Raw genomic sequence first — 16,980 nt, 5'->3', positions numbered from 1 at the left:
TCAGACTCCTGATTTGGATGCAGGGGTGGCATTGGGCAGGGCGATGCCCTTGGGCCATAGCAGCCAGACCCGCCCTTGCTGCTTCATGTTGCCAGCCAGTTCGCCAGCCGCGGCGCCGGTTCCCCAGAACAGGTCGGCGCGCACCTCGCCGGCGATGGCGCCGCCGGTGTCCTGGGCCGCCACCGGACGAATCACCGGGCTGCCATCCGGGCGGGTGGTGGAAAGCCAGAGCAGGCTGCCCAATGGAATCACCTTGCGGTCGATGGCCACGCTGTAGCCGGCGGTCAGCGGCACGTTGAGGGATCCGCGCGGGCCTTCGTTGCTGTCCGGGTTGAGGCTGAAGAACACGAAGCTCGGGTTGCTCGCCAGCAGTTCGGGCACTCGTTGCGGGTTGGCGCTGGCCCAATCGCGAATCGCCCCCATGCTGACGTCTTCCTGTTTCAGCTGGCCCTGTTCCACCAGCCAGCGCCCCACCGGGCGGTAGGGGTGGCCGTTCTGGTCGGCATAGCCGATGCGCAACTGGCGGCCGCTGTCCAGCTGGATGCGGCCGGAACCCTGGATCTGCAGGAATTGCAGGTCCATCGGGTCGGTGAGCCAGGCCAGCACCGGTGCCTTGACGCCGTTGGCGCGGATGCTGGCGCCATCGTCGTAGGGCTTGAGCACGCGGCCTTCGAGGCGGCCACGCAGGCGCTTGCCCTTGAGTTCGGGGTAGAGCCCATCCAGGGCGACCACGATGAGGTCGTCGGGTACGCCATAGACCGGCACCTGCGCCCGCTCGCTGCGCCCCAGGCTACCCGCGTAGACCGGTTCGTAGTAGCCGGTGATCAGGCCCTCGGGGCTGTTGCGCGCGTTGCGCAGGCTGTAGACGTCGAGCTGCGCCCTGAGCCAGGCGCGGATCGCGGCGGGGTCTTGCGGTACCTGGGCGGCGCTGGCGCAGGTGGCGGCCCAGACCGGGTCCTTGGCCAGACGCGCGCAGGCCGAACGCCAGGCAGCGAATCCGGCGATTACGTCGTCGTCGCTGCTGGCGGGGAGTTCTTCCCAACTGGCCCTGGCGTAGGTATCGACCTTGGCGGGTTGTTCGGGCTTGGCGGGTTCCTCGTCGCAACCGGCGAGCAGGGCGAACAGGCCGGCGATGCAGAGCGCAAGCCGGCCCCGACGGAAAAGGGGGGCAATCACGGGCGGGTGTTCCTGGTGAGGGATTTCGAGGCCGCTAGCTTGGTGAATGGCCGGGGCGACGTCAAATCAGACGAGCTGCGGCATTGATCCAAGACGCTGAAATCAAAAGGAAATATTCATCCAATAGGGTGCACGCAGCTTTGAGAAGGACCCTATCGTGACGCGTACCGTGAGAAATTTTCGCAAGACCCTGGACGCCGTGGCCATGAACAACGAAGCCGCCGCCATCGCCGTGATGCGCGCCGCCGACCGCATCGGCGACGCGGCTCTGAAGCAGCAACTGTTCAATGTGATCCAGCGGATGAACCAGGACGCCGCCGAGTTGCGTGTGGTGCGTGACCATGTCTGAAGGACGGATTTCCCCCGCCTGTATGAAATTGATGCTTGACCTGAAGGACGCCGGCCCTCTATTTTGCCCGCCATGACTCAATCCCCTTGGTTGTCCGGCCCCGCGATTATTACCGCCATTCCAGCAGTGGCGGGTTAGCCGACGACCAAACAGAAACCCGCCCTCGAGGCGGGTTTCTTCCTTCTGTCTCCTGGGCGCGAACATCAAGACCAGGAGCCCCGCATGACCCATCTCACCACCCCGACTGCCGATTCTCTTACCGAGCGCCCGCTGGATGAGCGTGACGGCCTGCTCAAGCACTATGTGCGCAAGATCCTCGCCGCACCGGTGTACGACGTTGCCATCGAAACGCCCCTGCAACCCGCCCGCCAGCTCAGCGAACGCCTCGGCAACCAGGTGCTGCTCAAGCGTGAGGACCTGCAGCCGGTCTACTCCTTCAAGATCCGCGGCGCCTACAACCGCGTGGTTCAGCTGAGCCAGGAGGAGCGCGAGCGTGGGGTGATCGCCGCCTCGGCGGGTAACCACGCCCAGGGCCTGGCCCTGGCGGCGCGGGAGCTGGGCGTGCAGGCGACCATCGTGATGCCGCGTACCACGCCGGAACTGAAGGTTCAAGGCGTGCGCTCCCGCGGCGGCAACGTGGTGCTGCACGGCGACGCCTTCCCCGATGCCCTGGCCCACGCGTTGAAGCTGACGGACGAACAGGGCCTGACCTTCGTGCCGCCCTACGACGACCCGGACGTGATCGCCGGGCAGGGCACGGTGGCCATGGAAATCCTCCGCCAGCACGGCGGCCGGCTGGACGCCATCTTCGTGCCCGTGGGTGGCGGCAGCCTGATCGCCGGCATCGCCGCCTATGTGAAATACCTGCGCCCCGAAGTGAAAGTGATCGGCGTCGAGCCGGAGGACTCCAACTGCCTGCAGGCCGCGCTGGCCGCGGGCGAGCGGGTGGTGCTCGGTCAGGTCGGGCTGTTCGCCGACGGGGTGGCGGTGGCGCAGATCGGCGCCCACAACTTCGAGGTCTGCCGGCATTTCGTCGACGAGGTGCTGACGGTCAGCGCCGATGAAATCTGCGCGGCGATCAAGGACATCTACGACGACACCCGTTCCATCACCGAGCCGGCAGGCGCACTGGCGGTGGCCGGGATCAAGCGGTACGTGGAGCACGAGGGTGCCCGTGGGCAGACCCTGGTGGCCATCGACTCCGGCGCCAACATCAACTTCGACCGCCTGCGCCACGTGGCTGAACGTGCCGAACTGGGCGAGCAGCGCGAGGCGATCATCGCCGTGACCATCCCGGAACGCCCTGGCAGCTTCAAGGCCTTCTGCGAAGCCATCGGCAAGCGCCAGATCACCGAGTTCAACTACCGCTACAACACCGACGCCGAGGCGCACATCTTCGTCGGCGTGCAGACCCACCCGCTCACCGACCCGCGCGCGGCGCTGGTGGAGAGCCTGCAGGGGCAGGGCTTCCCGGTCCTTGACCTGACCGAGAACGAACTGGCCAAGGTGCACATCCGCCACATGGTAGGTGGCCGCGCCGCGTACATCGGCGAAGAGCGGCTGTTCCGCTTTGAGTTTCCCGAGCGACCAGGTGCGCTGTTCAACTTCCTCGACAAGCTGGGCGGGCGCTGGAACATCACCCTGTTCCACTACCGCAATCACGGCGCCGCCGACGGCCGCGTGCTAGCCGGGCTACAAGTGCCGGAGGATGAGAACCACCTGATCTTCGAGGCGCTGGACGAAATCGGCTACCCGTACTGGGAAGAGAGCGATAACCCGGCGTGCAGGCTGTTCCTGGGCTGAGGGGCAGTGATTTTTCGGTTCATTGGGGATGTTGGGGGAGTGCTCTGATGTCGGATTGGCAAAATTATGTGAGTGACCTTGATTGGCAGTGTGCAACTGGATGCCGCCTGCCCCCGGCGCGCGTCTTCACCCCGCAAGCAGGCGAGGAAACTGCGCGTGTACCTGTTGATCCGACAGCATGGGTTTCGTACCTCAACCCATCCTACCTAGACACAGCAATCCTGATGCAACCAGCGGCCTTAAACTGAGCGGAAGAGGTGTGGCAAGGACCCCGCCCCATCAGGAGGCCGAGTGTAATCGCTGTAGAAGGGGATGAGCGGCATGGATGCCGCGAGAGGCGCGCAGGGCCATGGATGGCCCTTCGCGCCGTGCCCCTGGCACAGCGATGGAGCGAGGGCACCCGACGTAGTCGGGCCGGATGCAGGGGCAAGCCATTTGGTTACTTTCGGCGACTGAGAAAGTGACTCGTCCGGGGGGACGAAACAGAAAGCCGAAGCCCCTCTGCAATGAGCTGAACTTCAGAACCTCAAGCGCCGCACACCGAATTGGCAATCCGGTGTGCGCCACCTTCCCCTGAAAGCAGCTTCCGGCAAATCCGACGAAGCGGTGTTAGCGCTAACAAAGTAATGATAGAGTAGCGCGCATCCTGATCCACATTCCCTGGAGATTTGCCCATGTTGACCTGCGGAGAGCTGCTGGTTGAGCTGCTGGAAGGCTTTGGCGTGGATACCGTGTTCGGTATCCCTGGCGTGCACACCGTCGAGCTGTATCGCGGCCTGCCGAACACCCGTATCCGCCATGTGACCCCGCGCCACGAGCAGGGCGCCGGATTCGCGGCCGACGGCTATGCCCGCGTATCCGGCAAGCCGGGCGTGTGCTTCATCATCACCGGTCCGGGCATGACCAACATCACCACCGCCATGGGCCAGGCCTACGCCGACTCCATCCCCATGCTGGTGATCTCCAGCGTCAACAACACCGAGCAACTGGGCATGGGCGGCGGCCGTCTGCACGAGCTGCCGAACCAGCGCAACCTGGTCTCCGGCGTTGCCGCCTTCAGCCACACCCTGATGCGCCCGGACGAGTTGCCCGATGTGCTGACCCGCGCCTTCGCCGTGTTCAATGGCGCCCGTCCGCGCCCGGTACATATCGAGATCCCGATCGATGTGATCACCGCACCGGCTGACCATGTGCGCCGCAAGCTCGGTGCGCTGCCGAGCCGTCCGGCGCCGGCTGCCGACGCCATCGCCGCTGCCGCCGAACTGCTGAAGAACGCCCAGCGCCCGCTGGTGCTGCTGGGGGGCGGTTGCGCCGATGCCGGCGCCGAGGCCCTGCGCCTGGTGGAGGCGCTGGACGCGCCCACCGCCTACACCATCAATGCCAAGGGCGTGCTGCCCAAGGGGCACCCGCTGGCCCTGGGTTGCAACCAGGCCTGGGTGCCGGTGCGCCAGATGGTGCTGGAATCCGATGTGATCCTGGCCATCGGTACCGAACTGGGCGAGACCGATTACGACGTAGTGTTCGATGGCAATTTCCGCATCGAGAGCACCCTGATCCGCGTCGACATCGACGCCGAGCAACTGAACCGCAACTATCCGGCCGACGTGGCCATCCTCAGTGACGCGCGCCTGGCTATGGCCGCCCTGGCGGACGCCTTGGGCGCGAGCGCCGCCTTCAGCGCCGAAAGCGCCGGCTCCAAACGCGCCGCCGCCGTGCGCGAACAACTGGATGCCCAGTGGCCGGAAGCCTGGAATGGCCAGCGCAAGGTGCTGGAAACCCTGCAGCAGACTCTGCCGGACCTGATCGTGGCGGGTGATTCCACCCAGCCGGTGTATTCCGGCAACCACCTGTTCGAAGCCACCCGCCCGCGCAGCTGGTTCAACTCCGCCACCGGCTACGGCACCCTCGGCTACGGCCTGCCGGCCGCCATCGGCGCCAAGCTGGCCGCGCCGCAGCGCCCGGTGATCGCCCTGATCGGCGATGGCGGCATCCAGTTCACCCTGCCGGAACTGGCCTCGGCCGTGGAAGCCGGCGCGCCGATCATCGTGCTGCTGTGGAATAACAGCGGCTACGGCGAGATCAAGCGCTACATGAAGAACCGCGACATCCCCACCATCGGTGTCGACATCTACACCCCGGACTTCCAGGGCCTGGCCCGCGCCTTCGGCTGCAATGCCGAGAAGGCCGAGAGCCTGGAGCACCTGGCCGAGCTGCTGGAAACCGCCGCCAAGGCCGACCGCCCGACGGTGATCGAAGTGTGGGAGCACGCGGAGTTCCTGCAGTAACCGGGACAGGTCGTGCCCTTTCTGTGGGGGCGATTTCAATCGCTGAGCGGACGGCAGGTTCGCCCTTCGACCCAGCAGGGGGCAGCTTCGCTGCCCTTTGCGAATGAATTCGCCCCCACAGGTGAATGAACTGCCCTGCAGGGGGTATCCAGAGGCATGCCAGCAGGGATAATGCGCCTCCCGAACAGGCACCAGAGGCCAGGATGACCACCAAGAGCAAACCCACCTTGCAGGATGTCGCCCAGCTCGCCGGGGTATCCAGCATGACGGTGTCGCGGGCGCTGTCGAAACCGGACAAGGTTTCGGCGCAGACCCGGCAGCGGGTGGAGCAGGCGGTGCGCGAACTGGGTTACGTGCCCAACCTGGCCGCCAGTCAGCTCGTGACGCGGCGTAGCGGCATTATCGGCGCGCTGATCACCACCATCACCAACCCTATCCTCGCGACCACCATCGAGACCCTGCAGCAAGGCCTGGCCCGGGCGGGGTTCCATCTGCTGATTGGTGAAACCCGTTTTTCCCAGGAGGAAGAAAGCAAGCTGCTGCGTGCCTTCCTCGGCCGCCAACTGGACGGCCTGATCCTCGCCTACGGTTACCACGCGCCGGAAACCCTGGAACTGTTGCAAGCCACCGATATCCCGCTGATCGAACTCTGGGACTTGCCCGAGGGCGAGTCGCCGCGCCAGCCCGTGGGGCAGGTGGTGGGCTTCTCCAACTGGGCCGCCGGTGCGGCGGCCGGGCGTCACCTGGTGGCTTGCGGTTACCGCCGGCCGGCCTTTTTCGGTTATGACGACGAGCGCGAGAACCTGCGCTTCGCCGGTTTTCGCGAGGCGGTGAGGGCGGGCCTGGGTGTCGAGCCGCCGCGCTTCAAGACCTCGCCGGTGCCGCATATCGACGATGGCGTGGCGGTGATCCAGCGATTCGCCGGGGGCGAGATTGACTGCGACGGCGCGTTCTTTACCAACGACATGCCCGCCATCGGCGCGCTCTTCACCTGCCAGCGCCTGGGCATCCGCGTACCGGACGAACTGGGCATCTGCGGCTTCGGCGATCTGCCCATCGCGCGGGTGGCCACGCCCTCGCTGACCAGTGTGAGGATTCCCGCCGAACAGGTGGCCAATGCCACGGTGGAGCTGCTGTGCCAGCGCATCCGTGGCGAAGGCGACGGTACTGCCCAGATCGATGTGGGCAGCGAGCTGGTGGCGCGGGAGTCCACCGCGCTACGGCGTTAGCAGGACGTGCAGCGCCCGCGGTCCGTGGGCGCCGTAGAGCAGTTGGCCGCCGATGTCCGCCGTGCTGGACGGGCCGGTCAGCAGATGCACCGCCTGGGTGTCCTGTTCCCGCAGCAGGGGCCAGAGGCGTTCCATGCGGCTCAGCAGGCGGCTTCTCGACAGCACCACCAGGTGATGCTCCGGCAGGAAATTGAGCCGCGCGGGGCTGTCCGGCGTTGCCAGCATCACCAGGCTTCCGCTGTCGGCCAGGGCGGCGAACGCCTGCCCGACAGCGATGGCGTGATGAGGCAAAGCGGTGCCGGATTCCACCGGCAGCTCCCGCCAGGGCAGGCCCCCACAGGAAAAGCAGTCTCCGCTCATCCGCTTTTCCGTTCCCCAAAAAGAAAGAAGGCGCCACAAGTGGCGCCTTCTGCCTTTCGAGGTGCATACGTCATGGATTGCCTGCCTCTGAACTGCTCCGGGAATCAGCTGATGCGGTTGGCGCCAGTGCGATCGGCACCGCCTTCGGCTACACGCAGGGACTGGGAGCGCTCGGAACCGTTTTCAGCGACATCGAAGGCCTTGGTGCGGTCGGAGCCGCCTTCGGCTACGCGCAGGGACTGGGAGCGCTCGGAACCGTTTTCAGCCACGTCGAAGGCCTTGGTGCGATCGGAGCCGCCTTCAGCCACGCGCAGGGACTGGGAACGCTCGGAGCCGTTTTCGGCGATGCGGTTAGCGCCAGTGCGGTCGGCACCGCCTTCGGCGACACGGTGGATGCTGGTGCGGTCGGAACCACCTTCAGCCACGACGGCACCCTGGGGCAGGGCAAAGGCAGTGGCGGATAGGCTGGCGATGAACAGGCTGGCGAGGATTTGCTTTTTCATTTGGGTCACCTTGGTTAGAGGGGGTTGGAATTCGTCTACGGGGCCCATCTTACGGATGTGATTTCGATGAAGAAGTGATGCTGCGTGATGGTTACCATCGACGCCGATGATAGTTGTATAGATGCTAATAAAAACAATATGTTAGGTCATTAATTGGGTCGTTGTTGTGGAATGTGGAAAGGCTTTTTCCATGGATTGGTATAATCGATTTACTCGATCAATCTGGCCGATAGAGCCTCTACATCGTGGCCTTCTTCATTCCCTTCTCCAGGCCCAGGCCAGCCCGCGATGGGCTGTAACGGCCGTGCCAGAGCGCTTCGTTCACTGTTCGCGTTTTGCAAACACTGTTGTCGCCCGCCTTGGAATTGTTGGTTGCGCGGGGCGCTCGTAACGTTCACTCACCCACTACAACAACAAACGGTGAATGAGATGAGCACTGCCGCGTACCGGACCGTCTTCGGTTCGCTCGACGACCATCGCAAGGGTTCGATCGAGATCATCCAGGGCGAAGCCCGCCACTACGCCTTCTCCAACATCTTCGACGTCGCCCAGCGCTCCGCCCCCTATGAAAAGGTGGTGGTCGGCCTGAACCTCGGCTACGTCATCGAGACCCTGCGCGCCGAAGGCGTCTCGCCCTGGTACGCCGCCGCCCACGACGAATTCGCCATCTCGGTGGACGGCGACGTGCGGGTGGAATTCCTCAAGCTCGATGCACCGCCCGGCGAGGGCGAGGGCACCCGCCTGGCCGGCGAGCAACCCGAAGGTCGTCCCATGGGTTACGTGCTGCTCAAGCGTGGCCACCAGGCGCTGCTGCCGGCCGGCTGCGCCTACCGCTTCGCATCCGCACGCCCCTGCGTGGTGCTGCTGCAGACCATCAAGGGCCCGCTGTCGGTGGAGAAGTGGGCAGACATCTGCCTGAAGTGACCCCCCCCCGACCCGACAACCAGAACAAGAGGACACCTCCATGGCCATGCTCGAAACCCTCGACACTTCCGCCAGCTTCGCCGCCGATGAGGTCGAAGCCAGCCTGCCCGATTCCGTTACCGGCTACCGCAGCTTCACGCTGGGTGCCTTCACCCTGTCCCGCGACGAATACTTCGTGCGCATCCAGTGGCCGGCCAAGGGCCAGGAGCGCGCCCACCTGATCCCCGCCGACGCCTTCCTGCGCGCCACCATGCGCGACGTGGCCTGGGGCTTCTTCTACGGCTGGGTGAACTTCGACGAGGTGATCGGCACCCGCAACCACTACGGCAAGGTCGACCTCTATGCCGGCACCTTCAACGGCGTGCTCCGCGAGGCCGGCGTCGACTACACCGAGCAGTTCGAGACGCCGAAGATCATGGCCACCTTCAAGGCCATCCTGCGCGACTGGACCAATGCCGGCTTCGACCCCTTTGCCGCGCCGGAGGAAACCGGCAGCGCCTTCGGCCGCAAGCACGGTGACAACCTCGAAGCCATCGAGCGCTTCCGCGTGGCCACCCGGCGCATGCCCGGCCTGCCGGACGACTCGCCGCTGCGTGATGACCTGCCGGTGAACCGCCAGTTCGCCGACGTGCCCCAGGACGAGCCGGAAATCCATGCCGCCGCAGGCTTCGAGGGCGAGCTGCATGCGTTCAATCTGTACAAGTACCTGTCCCGCTCCGACGTGACCTGGAACCCGTCGGTCAGCTCGGTGTGCAAGGCCAGTCTGTTCTGCCCGACCACCGAGGAATTCATTCTCCCGGTGTTCCACGGCAACGACCGTGTGGAGTGGTTCCTGCAACTCTCCGACGAAATCATCTGGGACGTGGCCGACAAGGACGACGGCGCCCCCCGCGCGCGCATCACCATGCGCCCCGGCGACATCTGCGCCATGCCGGCGGACATCCGCCACCAGGGCTATTCCACCAAACGCTCCATGCTGCTGGTGTGGGAGAACGCCACGCCAAACCTGCCGCAGCGCTACGAGAGCGGTGAGCTGCCGCCGTACCCGGTGGAGTTCTGAGCCGCTCCTCCCTCTCCCCGGAGGGGAGAGGGAGTCACTTCACGCCACACAGATGTGCCGCGCAGGGTCGCGGCGCCCGGAGAGCTTTTTCCATGCAGAACCAACTCTTCATCGATGGCCGCTTCGTGCCGGCCCTGAAGGGCGGCACTATCGATGTGCTGTCGCCCCACGATGGCTCGCTGATCACTCACATCGCCGCCGCCGAGGCTGAGGACGTGGACCTGGCGGTGGCCGCCGCCAAGCGAGCCTTTCCGGCCTGGGCGGCCCTGTCCGGCGCCGAGCGCGGACGCCTGCTGCTGAAACTGGCGGACAAGATCGAGAAGCAGGCCGAGGAGCTGGCGCAGCTGGAATCCCTCGACACCGGCCACCCGATCCGCGATTCCCGCAGTCTGGACGTGCCGCGCACGGCCGCCTGCTTCCGCTACTTCGGCGGCATGGCCGACAAGATCGAAGGCGCGGTGATCCCGGTGGAGGCCGGCTTCCTCAACTATGTGCAGCGCAAGCCCGTCGGCGTGGTGGGGCAGATCGTGCCGTGGAACTTCCCGCTGATGTTCACCAGCTGGAAGATGGGGCCGGCGCTGGCCGCCGGCAACACGGTGGTGATCAAACCGTCGGAGATCACACCGCTGTCCACCCTGCGCATCGCCGAGCTGATGAAGGAAGTCGGCTTCCCCGATGGCGTGGTCAACGTGGTGCCGGGCTATGGCCACACCGCCGGCCAGCGCCTGGCCGAGCACGACGACGTGGGCAAGATCGCCTTCACCGGTTCCACCGCCACCGGCCGGCGCATCGTCGAAGCCTCCCAGGGCAACCTCAAGCGGGTGCAACTGGAACTGGGCGGGAAGGGCGCCAATATCGTCTTCGAGGACGCCAACCTGGAGGCTGCCGTGAATGGCGCCGCCTGGGCGATCTTCCACAACCAGGGCCAGGCCTGCATCGCCGGCTCGCGGCTGATCCTCCACGAGCGCATCGCCGACGAATTCCTTGAGCGCTTCATCGGCCTGGCGCGCTCCATCCGTCTGGGCAGCCCGCTGGACCCGGACACCGAGATGGGCCCGCTGACCTCGGCCCAGCACCGCGACCGCGTACTCGCCTACGTGGACATCGCCCGCGCTCAGGGTGGACGCATCCTCAGCGGCGGCAAGGCGCCGAATGACCCTGCGCTTGCCGACGGCTACTACATCGAACCGACGGTGGTGGAGGCCCAGCCAGACCACCGCGTGGCCCAGGAGGAAGTGTTCGGCCCCTTCGTCACCGTACTGCGCTTTTCCACCGACGAAGAGGCCCTGGCCATCGCCAACGGCACCCAGTACGGCCTCGGCAGCGGCCTCTGGACCCGCGACCTGCAGCGCGCTCACCGCATGGCGGCGAACATTCATGCCGGCATGTGCTGGATCAACTGCTACAAGCGCGTCAGCCCCGGTAGCCCCTTCGGCGGCGTCGGCCAGTCCGGCTATGGCCGTGAAATGGGCTTCGAGGCTATCCACGACTACACCGAAGCCCGCTCCGTGTGGGTCAACGTCGACGCGAAGATCGCGCCGCATTTCAAGCGCTGAGGTGAGCATGAATCCCTTCATCTATCAGGGCCTGGCCTCTCGCGTGGTGTTCGGCTGGGGCAAGCTGGATACCCTGGCCGCCGAACTGGACCAGCTCGGCGCCCGCCGGGCGCTGATTCTCACCACGCCGGAGCAGGCTGCGCTGGGCGAACGGGTGGCGGCCATCCTCGGCGAGCGTGCCGCCGGGATCTACCCGCGGGCGGTGATGCACGTACCGGTGGAGGTGGCGCGGGAGGCACGCGCCGAGGCGGCCCGGTTGGGTGCCGATTGCTGCGTGGCCATCGGCGGCGGTTCCACCATCGGCCTGGGCAAGGCCATCGCCCTGGAGTCGGGTCTGCCGATCCTGGCGGTGCCGACCACCTACGCCGGCTCCGAGATGACCCCCATCTACGGCCTGACCGAAAACCGCCTGAAAAAGACCGGACGCGACTTCCGCGTGCTGCCGAAGACCGTGGTCTATGACCCGCAACTAAGCCTGACGCTGCCGGTGGCGATTTCCGCCTGTTCCGGCATGAACGCCATGGCCCACGCGGTGGAAGCCCTCTACGCCCAGGACGCCAACCCCATCATCGGCCTGATGGCCGAGGAATCCATTCGCGCCCTGGCCGAAGCCCTGCCGGCCGTGGTGGCCGATCCGCAGGACGCCGAGGCCCGTGGTCGCGCGCTCTACGGTGCCTGGCTGGCCGGTATCTGCCTGGGCTCGGTGGGCATGGCCATCCACCACAAGCTCTGCCATACGCTGGGTGGCACCTTCAACCTGCCCCACGCCCAGGCGCATGCCGTGGTGCTGCCCCATGCGGCCCACTACAACCGCGAGGCCGCGGCCGAACCCCTGCGCCGCGCCGCCCGTGCCTTGGGTGGCCGCGAGGCGGAGGAGGTGGGAGCGCTGCTTTTCGCCCTGAATCGCACGTTGGGCATCCCGGCTTCCCTGGCGGAGCTCGGCCTGCCCGAGGAAGGTCCGGCTGAAACGGCGGTGATCGCCTGCTCCAGCCCCTACTACAACCCGCGCCCCTTCGAGCAGGACGCCATCGAAACCATGCTGGTCCGCGCCTGGCAGGGCCTTCCTCCCGCGTAGAACAGTCAGGCGCGAGGGATGTTCGTCCCTCGCGCGTCGTCACCGACCCACGGGAATACAACATGAACAAGATCCCGGCCAACGAAGCCAAGATTTCCGACCAGGCCGTCACGGCGTTCGGTAATACCCCGAACCCGCGCCTGCGCCAGGTCCTGCAGGGCCTGGTGTGCCATCTGCATGCCTTCGCCAGCGAGGTGGAACTGACCGAGGAGGAGTGGCTGGCGGGCATCCGCTTCCTCACCGACACCGGCAAGCTCTGCGATGGCGTGGTGCGCCAGGAGTTCATCCTGCTGTCGGATGTGCTCGGCCTGTCCATGCTGGTGGATGCCATCAACCACCGGGCCTGCGAGGCCGCCACCGAAACCACGGTGTTCGGTCCCTTCTACATCGCGGGGATGCCCGAGCGGGGCCAGGGCGAGAACATGGCTTTCAGCCCTGGTGAGCCGGCCCTGGTGCAGGGGCGGGTGCTGGACAGCGCCGGACAACCGATCGCCAATGCGCTGCTGGATGTCTGGCAGACCGCGGAGAACGGCATGTACTCCGGCCAGGACACCGAGCAGCCGCTGGCCAACCTGCGGGGCCGCTACCGCACGGATGGCGAAGGCCGCTTCGCCATCCGCACCATCATTCCGGTGAGCTACCCCATTCCCACCGACGGCCCGGTCGGACGCCTGCTGCAGGCCAGCGACCGGCATCCCTGGCGACCGGCGCACCTGCATTTCATGGTCATGGCCGAAGGGCACCGCACCCTGGTCACCCACCTGTTCAACCATGACGACCCCTACCTGGAGACGGATGTGGTGTTCGGCGTGAAGGACTCCCTGAAAGTGGTCTACCAGCCGTGCGGCGCGGACCACCCGCTGGCGGCCCGCTACGACTTCTCCGGGCCATTCCGACTGGCCACCTACGACTTCGTGCTGGAGCGGGCATGAGTCAGTACTTCGCGATCTTCGCCACCGACAAGCCCGACCGGCTGGCGCTGCGCAACCAGGTGCGTCCGGCCCATCGCGAACACCTGCGCAACCCCTATCCGCACCGGGTGGTGGTGCGCCTCGGCGGGCCCACCCTGGACAGCGGCAACGGCCACATGAACGGCACCCTGCTGGTGGTGGAGGCCATGAGCCTGGCGGAGGTGCAGGCCTTCCTCGGCGACGATCCCTATGTGCGCGCGGGCCTGTTCGAACAGATCGAGATCCGCCCGTGGAACTGGGGCCTGGGCAACCCGGAGCTGCGCGGATGAACGCACTCTGCGCGCTGGAGGACATCGCCGACGGTGGCGCCCTGGCCCTGGAGGCCCCTCCCAATGGCGTGCCACTGGTGCTGCTGCGCCGGCGCGGCGAGGTCTGGGCCTACCGCAATCGCTGCCCGCATTTCTCGGTGCCGCTGGACTACCGCCCCGGCGAGTTCAGCACCTACCGCGGTCAGGTGCTGATGTGTGCCCACCACAGCGCCCTGTTCCGTTTCGAGGACGGTCACTGCATCGAAGGGCCCTGCGAGGGCAGCCGCCTGGAAGCGGTGCCGGTCAGGGTGGTGGAGGGGTGGGTGGTTATGGCGGGCGCTTGAGAGGCTCGTTGTAGGAGCGAATGAATTCGCTCCTACGACAAATGCCAATGCCCGATCGCGCCTAACCTGCGATAAAGGCCTGTCCCCTGATTGGCAGTGAGCGATGAATCTGTTCGAAGACATGCGGGTGTTCGTGGTGGTGGTCGAGACCGGCGGCTTTTCGGCGGCGGCGCAGCGGCTGAATATCGCCAAGTCGGTGGTCAGCCGGCGCATGAGCGCCCTGGAACGGCACCTGGAATGCCGGCTGTTCAACCGCACCACGCGGCGCCTGAGCCTCACCGAGACCGGCCTCGAATACTTCGAGCACGCCCAGCGCATCCTCCGCGACCTGGCCGAGGCCGAGGAGGCCACGCGCGGCCTGCAGCGCGAGCTGCGCGGCCGGCTGCGGCTGGCGGCGCCGATGTCCTTCGGCCTCAAGCACCTGTCGCCGGCGCTCAACGAATTCATGCGCGCCCATCCCGGGCTCGAAGTGGAGCTGGACCTCAACGACCGCTACGTGGACCTGGTCAACGAAGGCTACGACCTGACCCTGCGCATCGGCCGCCTGCCGGATTCCACCCTGGTGGCCCGCGAACTCGGCCCCTGTCCCCATGCCGTTTGCGCCAGCCCGGCCTACCTGGCGGAACAGGGCATTCCCGAAGTGCCGGACGACCTGCGCAAGCACCAGTGCCTGGGCTACAAGAACCGCGCCAGCAGCAGCCAGTGGCAGTTCCTCATGGGGCGCGAGTGGCGTTCGGTGGTGGTGCGGCCACGGCTGATCGCCAACAATGGCGAGGTGCTGGTGCAAGCGGCGGTGGATGGTCTGGGGCTGGTGTCGTTGCCGCGCTTCCTGCTGGAGGAAAGCCTCGCCAGCGGCGCGCTGGTGGAGGTGCTGCGGGACTTTCCGCTGCCCAGCTCGCAGATCTACGCCGTCTGCCCGCCGGGGCGGCGACTGCCGGCGAAAGTGCGGGCCCTCATCGACTTCCTGGTGGAGCGCTTTTCTCGGTAGTCGCCGGGGACTAGGCTATGGGCACTTTTCAGCAGACGGATAGTGCCATGTCCAGCGAGATTCACGCCCAGTTCGCCGAAGCCCCCCTCAATGCCACCGAGGCCCGGCTGCTTGGCAGCCTGATCGAGAAACAGGCCACCACCCCCGAGTCCTACCCGCTGACCCTCAATGCCCTGGTGCTGGCGGCCAACCAGAAAACCAGCCGCGAGCCGGTGATGAACGTCACCCCCGGCCAGGCCGGCCAGGCGCTGCGCAACCTGGAGGCGCGCGGCCTGGTGAAGCTGGTGATGGGCAGCCGCGCCGACCGCTGGGAGCAGCGCGCGGACAAGGCCCTGGAAGTGGTGCAGCCGCAACTGATCCTGATCGGCCTGCTGCTGCTGCGCGGCCCGCAGACTCTCGGCGAACTGCTGACCCGCAGCAACCGCATGAGCGATTTCGACGACACCGAGGACGTCCGCCACCAGTTGGAGCGCCTGATCGGCCGGGGCCTGGTGGTGCTGATGCCGCGCCAGGGCGGCCAGCGCGAGGATCGCTACATGCACCTGCTGGGCGAGCCGGCCGACCTCGAAGCCCTGCTGGAGGCCCGCGCCAGCCAGCCGGAGCGGAGCGAGTCCCGCGCCGCCGCCGATGCCCGCCTCGAAGAACTGGAGGCCCGTGTAGCCGACCTGGAAGCGCGCCTGGCGCGCCTGGAAGACCGCCGCGACGAGTGATGCCGGCCGGCTGTCCGTCCATGTCGCCCCGACGATTTCCCCCCGCGATGGGACCTGCGATCCTGTCTCCATCGCGAAACACCGCCCTGAGGTATTCATGAAGATCAGCTCGGACTTCGACAGCGGCAACATCGAAGTGATTGACGCCAGCAACCCGGAACAGGTTCTGCTGGCCATGCGTCCGGACCTGAAGAGTCACCACTTCCAGTGGTTTCACTTCAAGGTCGAGGACATGGTCCCCGGCCAGCGTCACGGCTTCAGCCTGACCAACGCCGGACAGTCCGCCTACCGTCACGCCTGGAGCGGCTACAACGCCGCCGCCTCCTACGACCAGGTCCACTGGTTCCGCGTGCCCAGCCGCTTCGACGACCAGGGCCTGCACTTCGCCCTGGAGCCGACCCACGAGCAGATCTGGTTCGCCTATTTCGAACCCTACAGCCGCGCCCGCCACGATTGGCTGATCAGCGAGGCGCTGGATAACGCCGATGCCGAGATCGTCGCCATCGGTAAGAGCATCGAAGGCCGCGATATCCCGCTGCTGCGCGTCAGCCGCAATCCGCAGGCGCAGCGCAAGGTCTGGATCATCGCCCAGCAGCACCCCGGCGAGCACATGGCCGAGTGGTACATGGAGGGGGTGATCGAGCGCCTGTCGAAGAAGGGCGATGCCGAGATGGACGCCTTGCTGCAGAAGGCGGACCTCTACCTGGTGCCGAACATGAACCCGGACGGCGCCTTCCGTGGTCACCTGCGTACCAATGCCGCCGGCAAGGACCTCAACCGTGCCTGGCAGTCGGCCAACGACACGGAAACCCCGGAGGTGTTCTTCGTCCAGCAGCAGATGCGCAAGTTGGGCGTGGACCTGTTCCTCGACATCCACGGCGACGAGGAAATCCCCCACGTGTTCACCGCCGGCTGCGAAGGCAACCCCGGTTACACGCCGCGCCTGGAAGCCCTGGAAAGCGAATTCCGCCAGCGCCTGGTGGACATGGGGGCGGAGTTCCAGACGGAATTCGGCTATCCCCGCGACGAGCCGGGCAAGGCCAATACCACCCTGGCCTGCAACGCCGTGGGCATGGCTTTCGACTGCCTGTCGTTCACCATCGAGATGCCGTTCAAGGACCACGACGACAACCCGCACCCGCGCACCGCCTGGAATGGCGAGCGCTCCAAGCGCCTGGGCAAGGATGTGCTGTCGGTGGTGGCGGCGATGGTGGACAGGTTGCGCTGAGTGCCTGCGCGGGCGTCCTTTACCTCAGCCCGCGCCCTCTCCCTGAGGGAGAGGGGGAAAGTGTATCAGGGCCTGCGGTGCTGCCACCGTAGTGCCGGTTGCTGAACCGTTGGGTTTCGTTTCTCTACCCAAGCCACGGCAGGTCTGCGACCTGCATCGCGATTGAAATCG

17 protein-coding genes are annotated in these 16,980 nt (G+C 66.3%); 14 read left to right on the top strand and 3 right to left on the bottom strand.

Features of this window, described 5'->3' with window-relative positions; genetic code table 11:
• Positions 1 to 1,176, bottom strand: a complete 1,176-nt coding sequence (mltA, locus tag PJW05_RS14735; protein ID WP_271407759.1) for a murein transglycosylase A — start codon at positions 1,174 to 1,176, stop codon at positions 1 to 3.
• A gap of 157 nt (positions 1,177 to 1,333) precedes the next feature.
• Here mltA and PJW05_RS14730 point away from each other — a divergent pair, with 157 nt between their 5' ends.
• The 4 genes from PJW05_RS14730 to PJW05_RS14715 all read left to right on the top strand — a co-directional run bounded on the left by PJW05_RS14730 (position 1,334) and on the right by PJW05_RS14715 (position 6,842).
• Positions 1,334 to 1,525, top strand: coding sequence for a hypothetical protein (locus PJW05_RS14730; RefSeq protein WP_271407758.1), 192 nt, complete (start codon positions 1,334 to 1,336; stop codon positions 1,523 to 1,525).
• Positions 1,526 to 1,813: 288 nt separating this feature from the next.
• Complete coding sequence (gene ilvA / locus PJW05_RS14725) at positions 1,814 to 3,328, top strand: threonine ammonia-lyase, biosynthetic (RefSeq protein ID WP_271412228.1); 1,515 nt, start codon at positions 1,814 to 1,816, stop codon at positions 3,326 to 3,328.
• A gap of 674 nt (positions 3,329 to 4,002) precedes the next feature.
• Positions 4,003 to 5,613 (top strand): 5-guanidino-2-oxopentanoate decarboxylase, encoded by a 1,611-nt coding sequence (locus PJW05_RS14720; RefSeq protein ID WP_271407757.1) that lies wholly within the window; start codon positions 4,003 to 4,005, stop codon positions 5,611 to 5,613.
• A 203-nt stretch (positions 5,614 to 5,816) separates the two neighbouring features.
• The gene (locus PJW05_RS14715) at positions 5,817 to 6,842 is read left to right on the top strand and encodes a LacI family DNA-binding transcriptional regulator (protein ID WP_271407756.1); all 1,026 of its coding nucleotides are present in this window, start codon (positions 5,817 to 5,819) and stop codon (positions 6,840 to 6,842) included.
• On the opposite strand, the gene PJW05_RS14710 is transcribed toward PJW05_RS14715, so the two are convergent.
• Positions 6,831 to 7,202, bottom strand: coding sequence for a LutC/YkgG family protein (locus tag PJW05_RS14710; protein ID WP_271407755.1), 372 nt, complete (start codon positions 7,200 to 7,202; stop codon positions 6,831 to 6,833). The genes PJW05_RS14715 and PJW05_RS14710 overlap by 12 nt on opposite strands.
• Before the next feature lie 104 nt (positions 7,203 to 7,306).
• Complete coding sequence (locus PJW05_RS14705; RefSeq protein WP_271407754.1) at positions 7,307 to 7,705, bottom strand: hypothetical protein; 399 nt, start codon at positions 7,703 to 7,705, stop codon at positions 7,307 to 7,309.
• 429 nt (positions 7,706 to 8,134) lie between these two features.
• On the opposite strand from PJW05_RS14705, the gene PJW05_RS14700 reads away from it, so the two are divergent.
• From PJW05_RS14700 to PJW05_RS14655, 10 genes are all read left to right on the top strand, one after another.
• A complete protein-coding gene (locus tag PJW05_RS14700) occupies positions 8,135 to 8,629 on the top strand; it encodes a hydroxyquinol 1,2-dioxygenase (protein WP_271407753.1) in 495 nt (164 codons plus the stop codon).
• Between the two features lie 40 nt (positions 8,630 to 8,669).
• On the top strand, positions 8,670 to 9,689 hold the full coding sequence (locus tag PJW05_RS14695; RefSeq protein ID WP_271407752.1) for a hydroxyquinol 1,2-dioxygenase: 1,020 nt from the start codon (positions 8,670 to 8,672) through the stop codon (positions 9,687 to 9,689).
• Positions 9,690 to 9,781: 92 nt separating this feature from the next.
• Positions 9,782 to 11,245 carry an aldehyde dehydrogenase family protein gene (locus PJW05_RS14690; RefSeq protein ID WP_271407751.1) on the top strand — a complete coding sequence of 488 codons (1,464 nt, stop codon included), beginning with the start codon at positions 9,782 to 9,784 and terminating at the stop codon, positions 11,243 to 11,245.
• A gap of 7 nt (positions 11,246 to 11,252) precedes the next feature.
• Complete coding sequence (locus tag PJW05_RS14685) at positions 11,253 to 12,320, top strand: maleylacetate reductase (protein WP_271407750.1); 1,068 nt, start codon at positions 11,253 to 11,255, stop codon at positions 12,318 to 12,320.
• A gap of 62 nt (positions 12,321 to 12,382) precedes the next feature.
• Positions 12,383 to 13,252 (top strand): intradiol ring-cleavage dioxygenase, encoded by an 870-nt coding sequence (locus PJW05_RS14680; protein ID WP_271407749.1) that lies wholly within the window; start codon positions 12,383 to 12,385, stop codon positions 13,250 to 13,252.
• Entirely contained in the window at positions 13,249 to 13,560 is a 312-nt protein-coding gene (locus PJW05_RS14675; protein WP_271407748.1) for a YciI family protein, read from the top strand. The genes PJW05_RS14680 and PJW05_RS14675 overlap by 4 nt, the downstream gene beginning before the upstream one ends.
• Positions 13,557 to 13,883 (top strand): Rieske (2Fe-2S) protein, encoded by a 327-nt coding sequence (locus PJW05_RS14670; protein ID WP_271407747.1) that lies wholly within the window; start codon positions 13,557 to 13,559, stop codon positions 13,881 to 13,883. Before PJW05_RS14675 ends, PJW05_RS14670 begins: the two co-directional genes overlap by 4 nt.
• Before the next feature lie 103 nt (positions 13,884 to 13,986).
• Complete coding sequence (locus PJW05_RS14665) at positions 13,987 to 14,871, top strand: LysR family transcriptional regulator (RefSeq protein ID WP_271407746.1); 885 nt, start codon at positions 13,987 to 13,989, stop codon at positions 14,869 to 14,871.
• Positions 14,872 to 14,918: 47 nt separating this feature from the next.
• On the top strand, positions 14,919 to 15,581 hold the full coding sequence (locus tag PJW05_RS14660; protein WP_271407745.1) for a YceH family protein: 663 nt from the start codon (positions 14,919 to 14,921) through the stop codon (positions 15,579 to 15,581).
• A gap of 97 nt (positions 15,582 to 15,678) precedes the next feature.
• A complete protein-coding gene (locus tag PJW05_RS14655) occupies positions 15,679 to 16,809 on the top strand; it encodes a M14 family metallopeptidase (protein ID WP_271407744.1) in 1,131 nt (376 codons plus the stop codon).
• Positions 16,810 to 16,980 lie beyond the last annotated feature (171 nt).

The sequence above is a fragment of the Pseudomonas sp. Q1-7 genome, from assembly GCF_028010285.1.
Taxonomy (GTDB): domain Bacteria; phylum Pseudomonadota; class Gammaproteobacteria; order Pseudomonadales; family Pseudomonadaceae; genus Metapseudomonas.
Note: the sequence above shows the minus strand (reverse complement) of the source record. Positions and strands in the feature narration are given on the sequence as shown.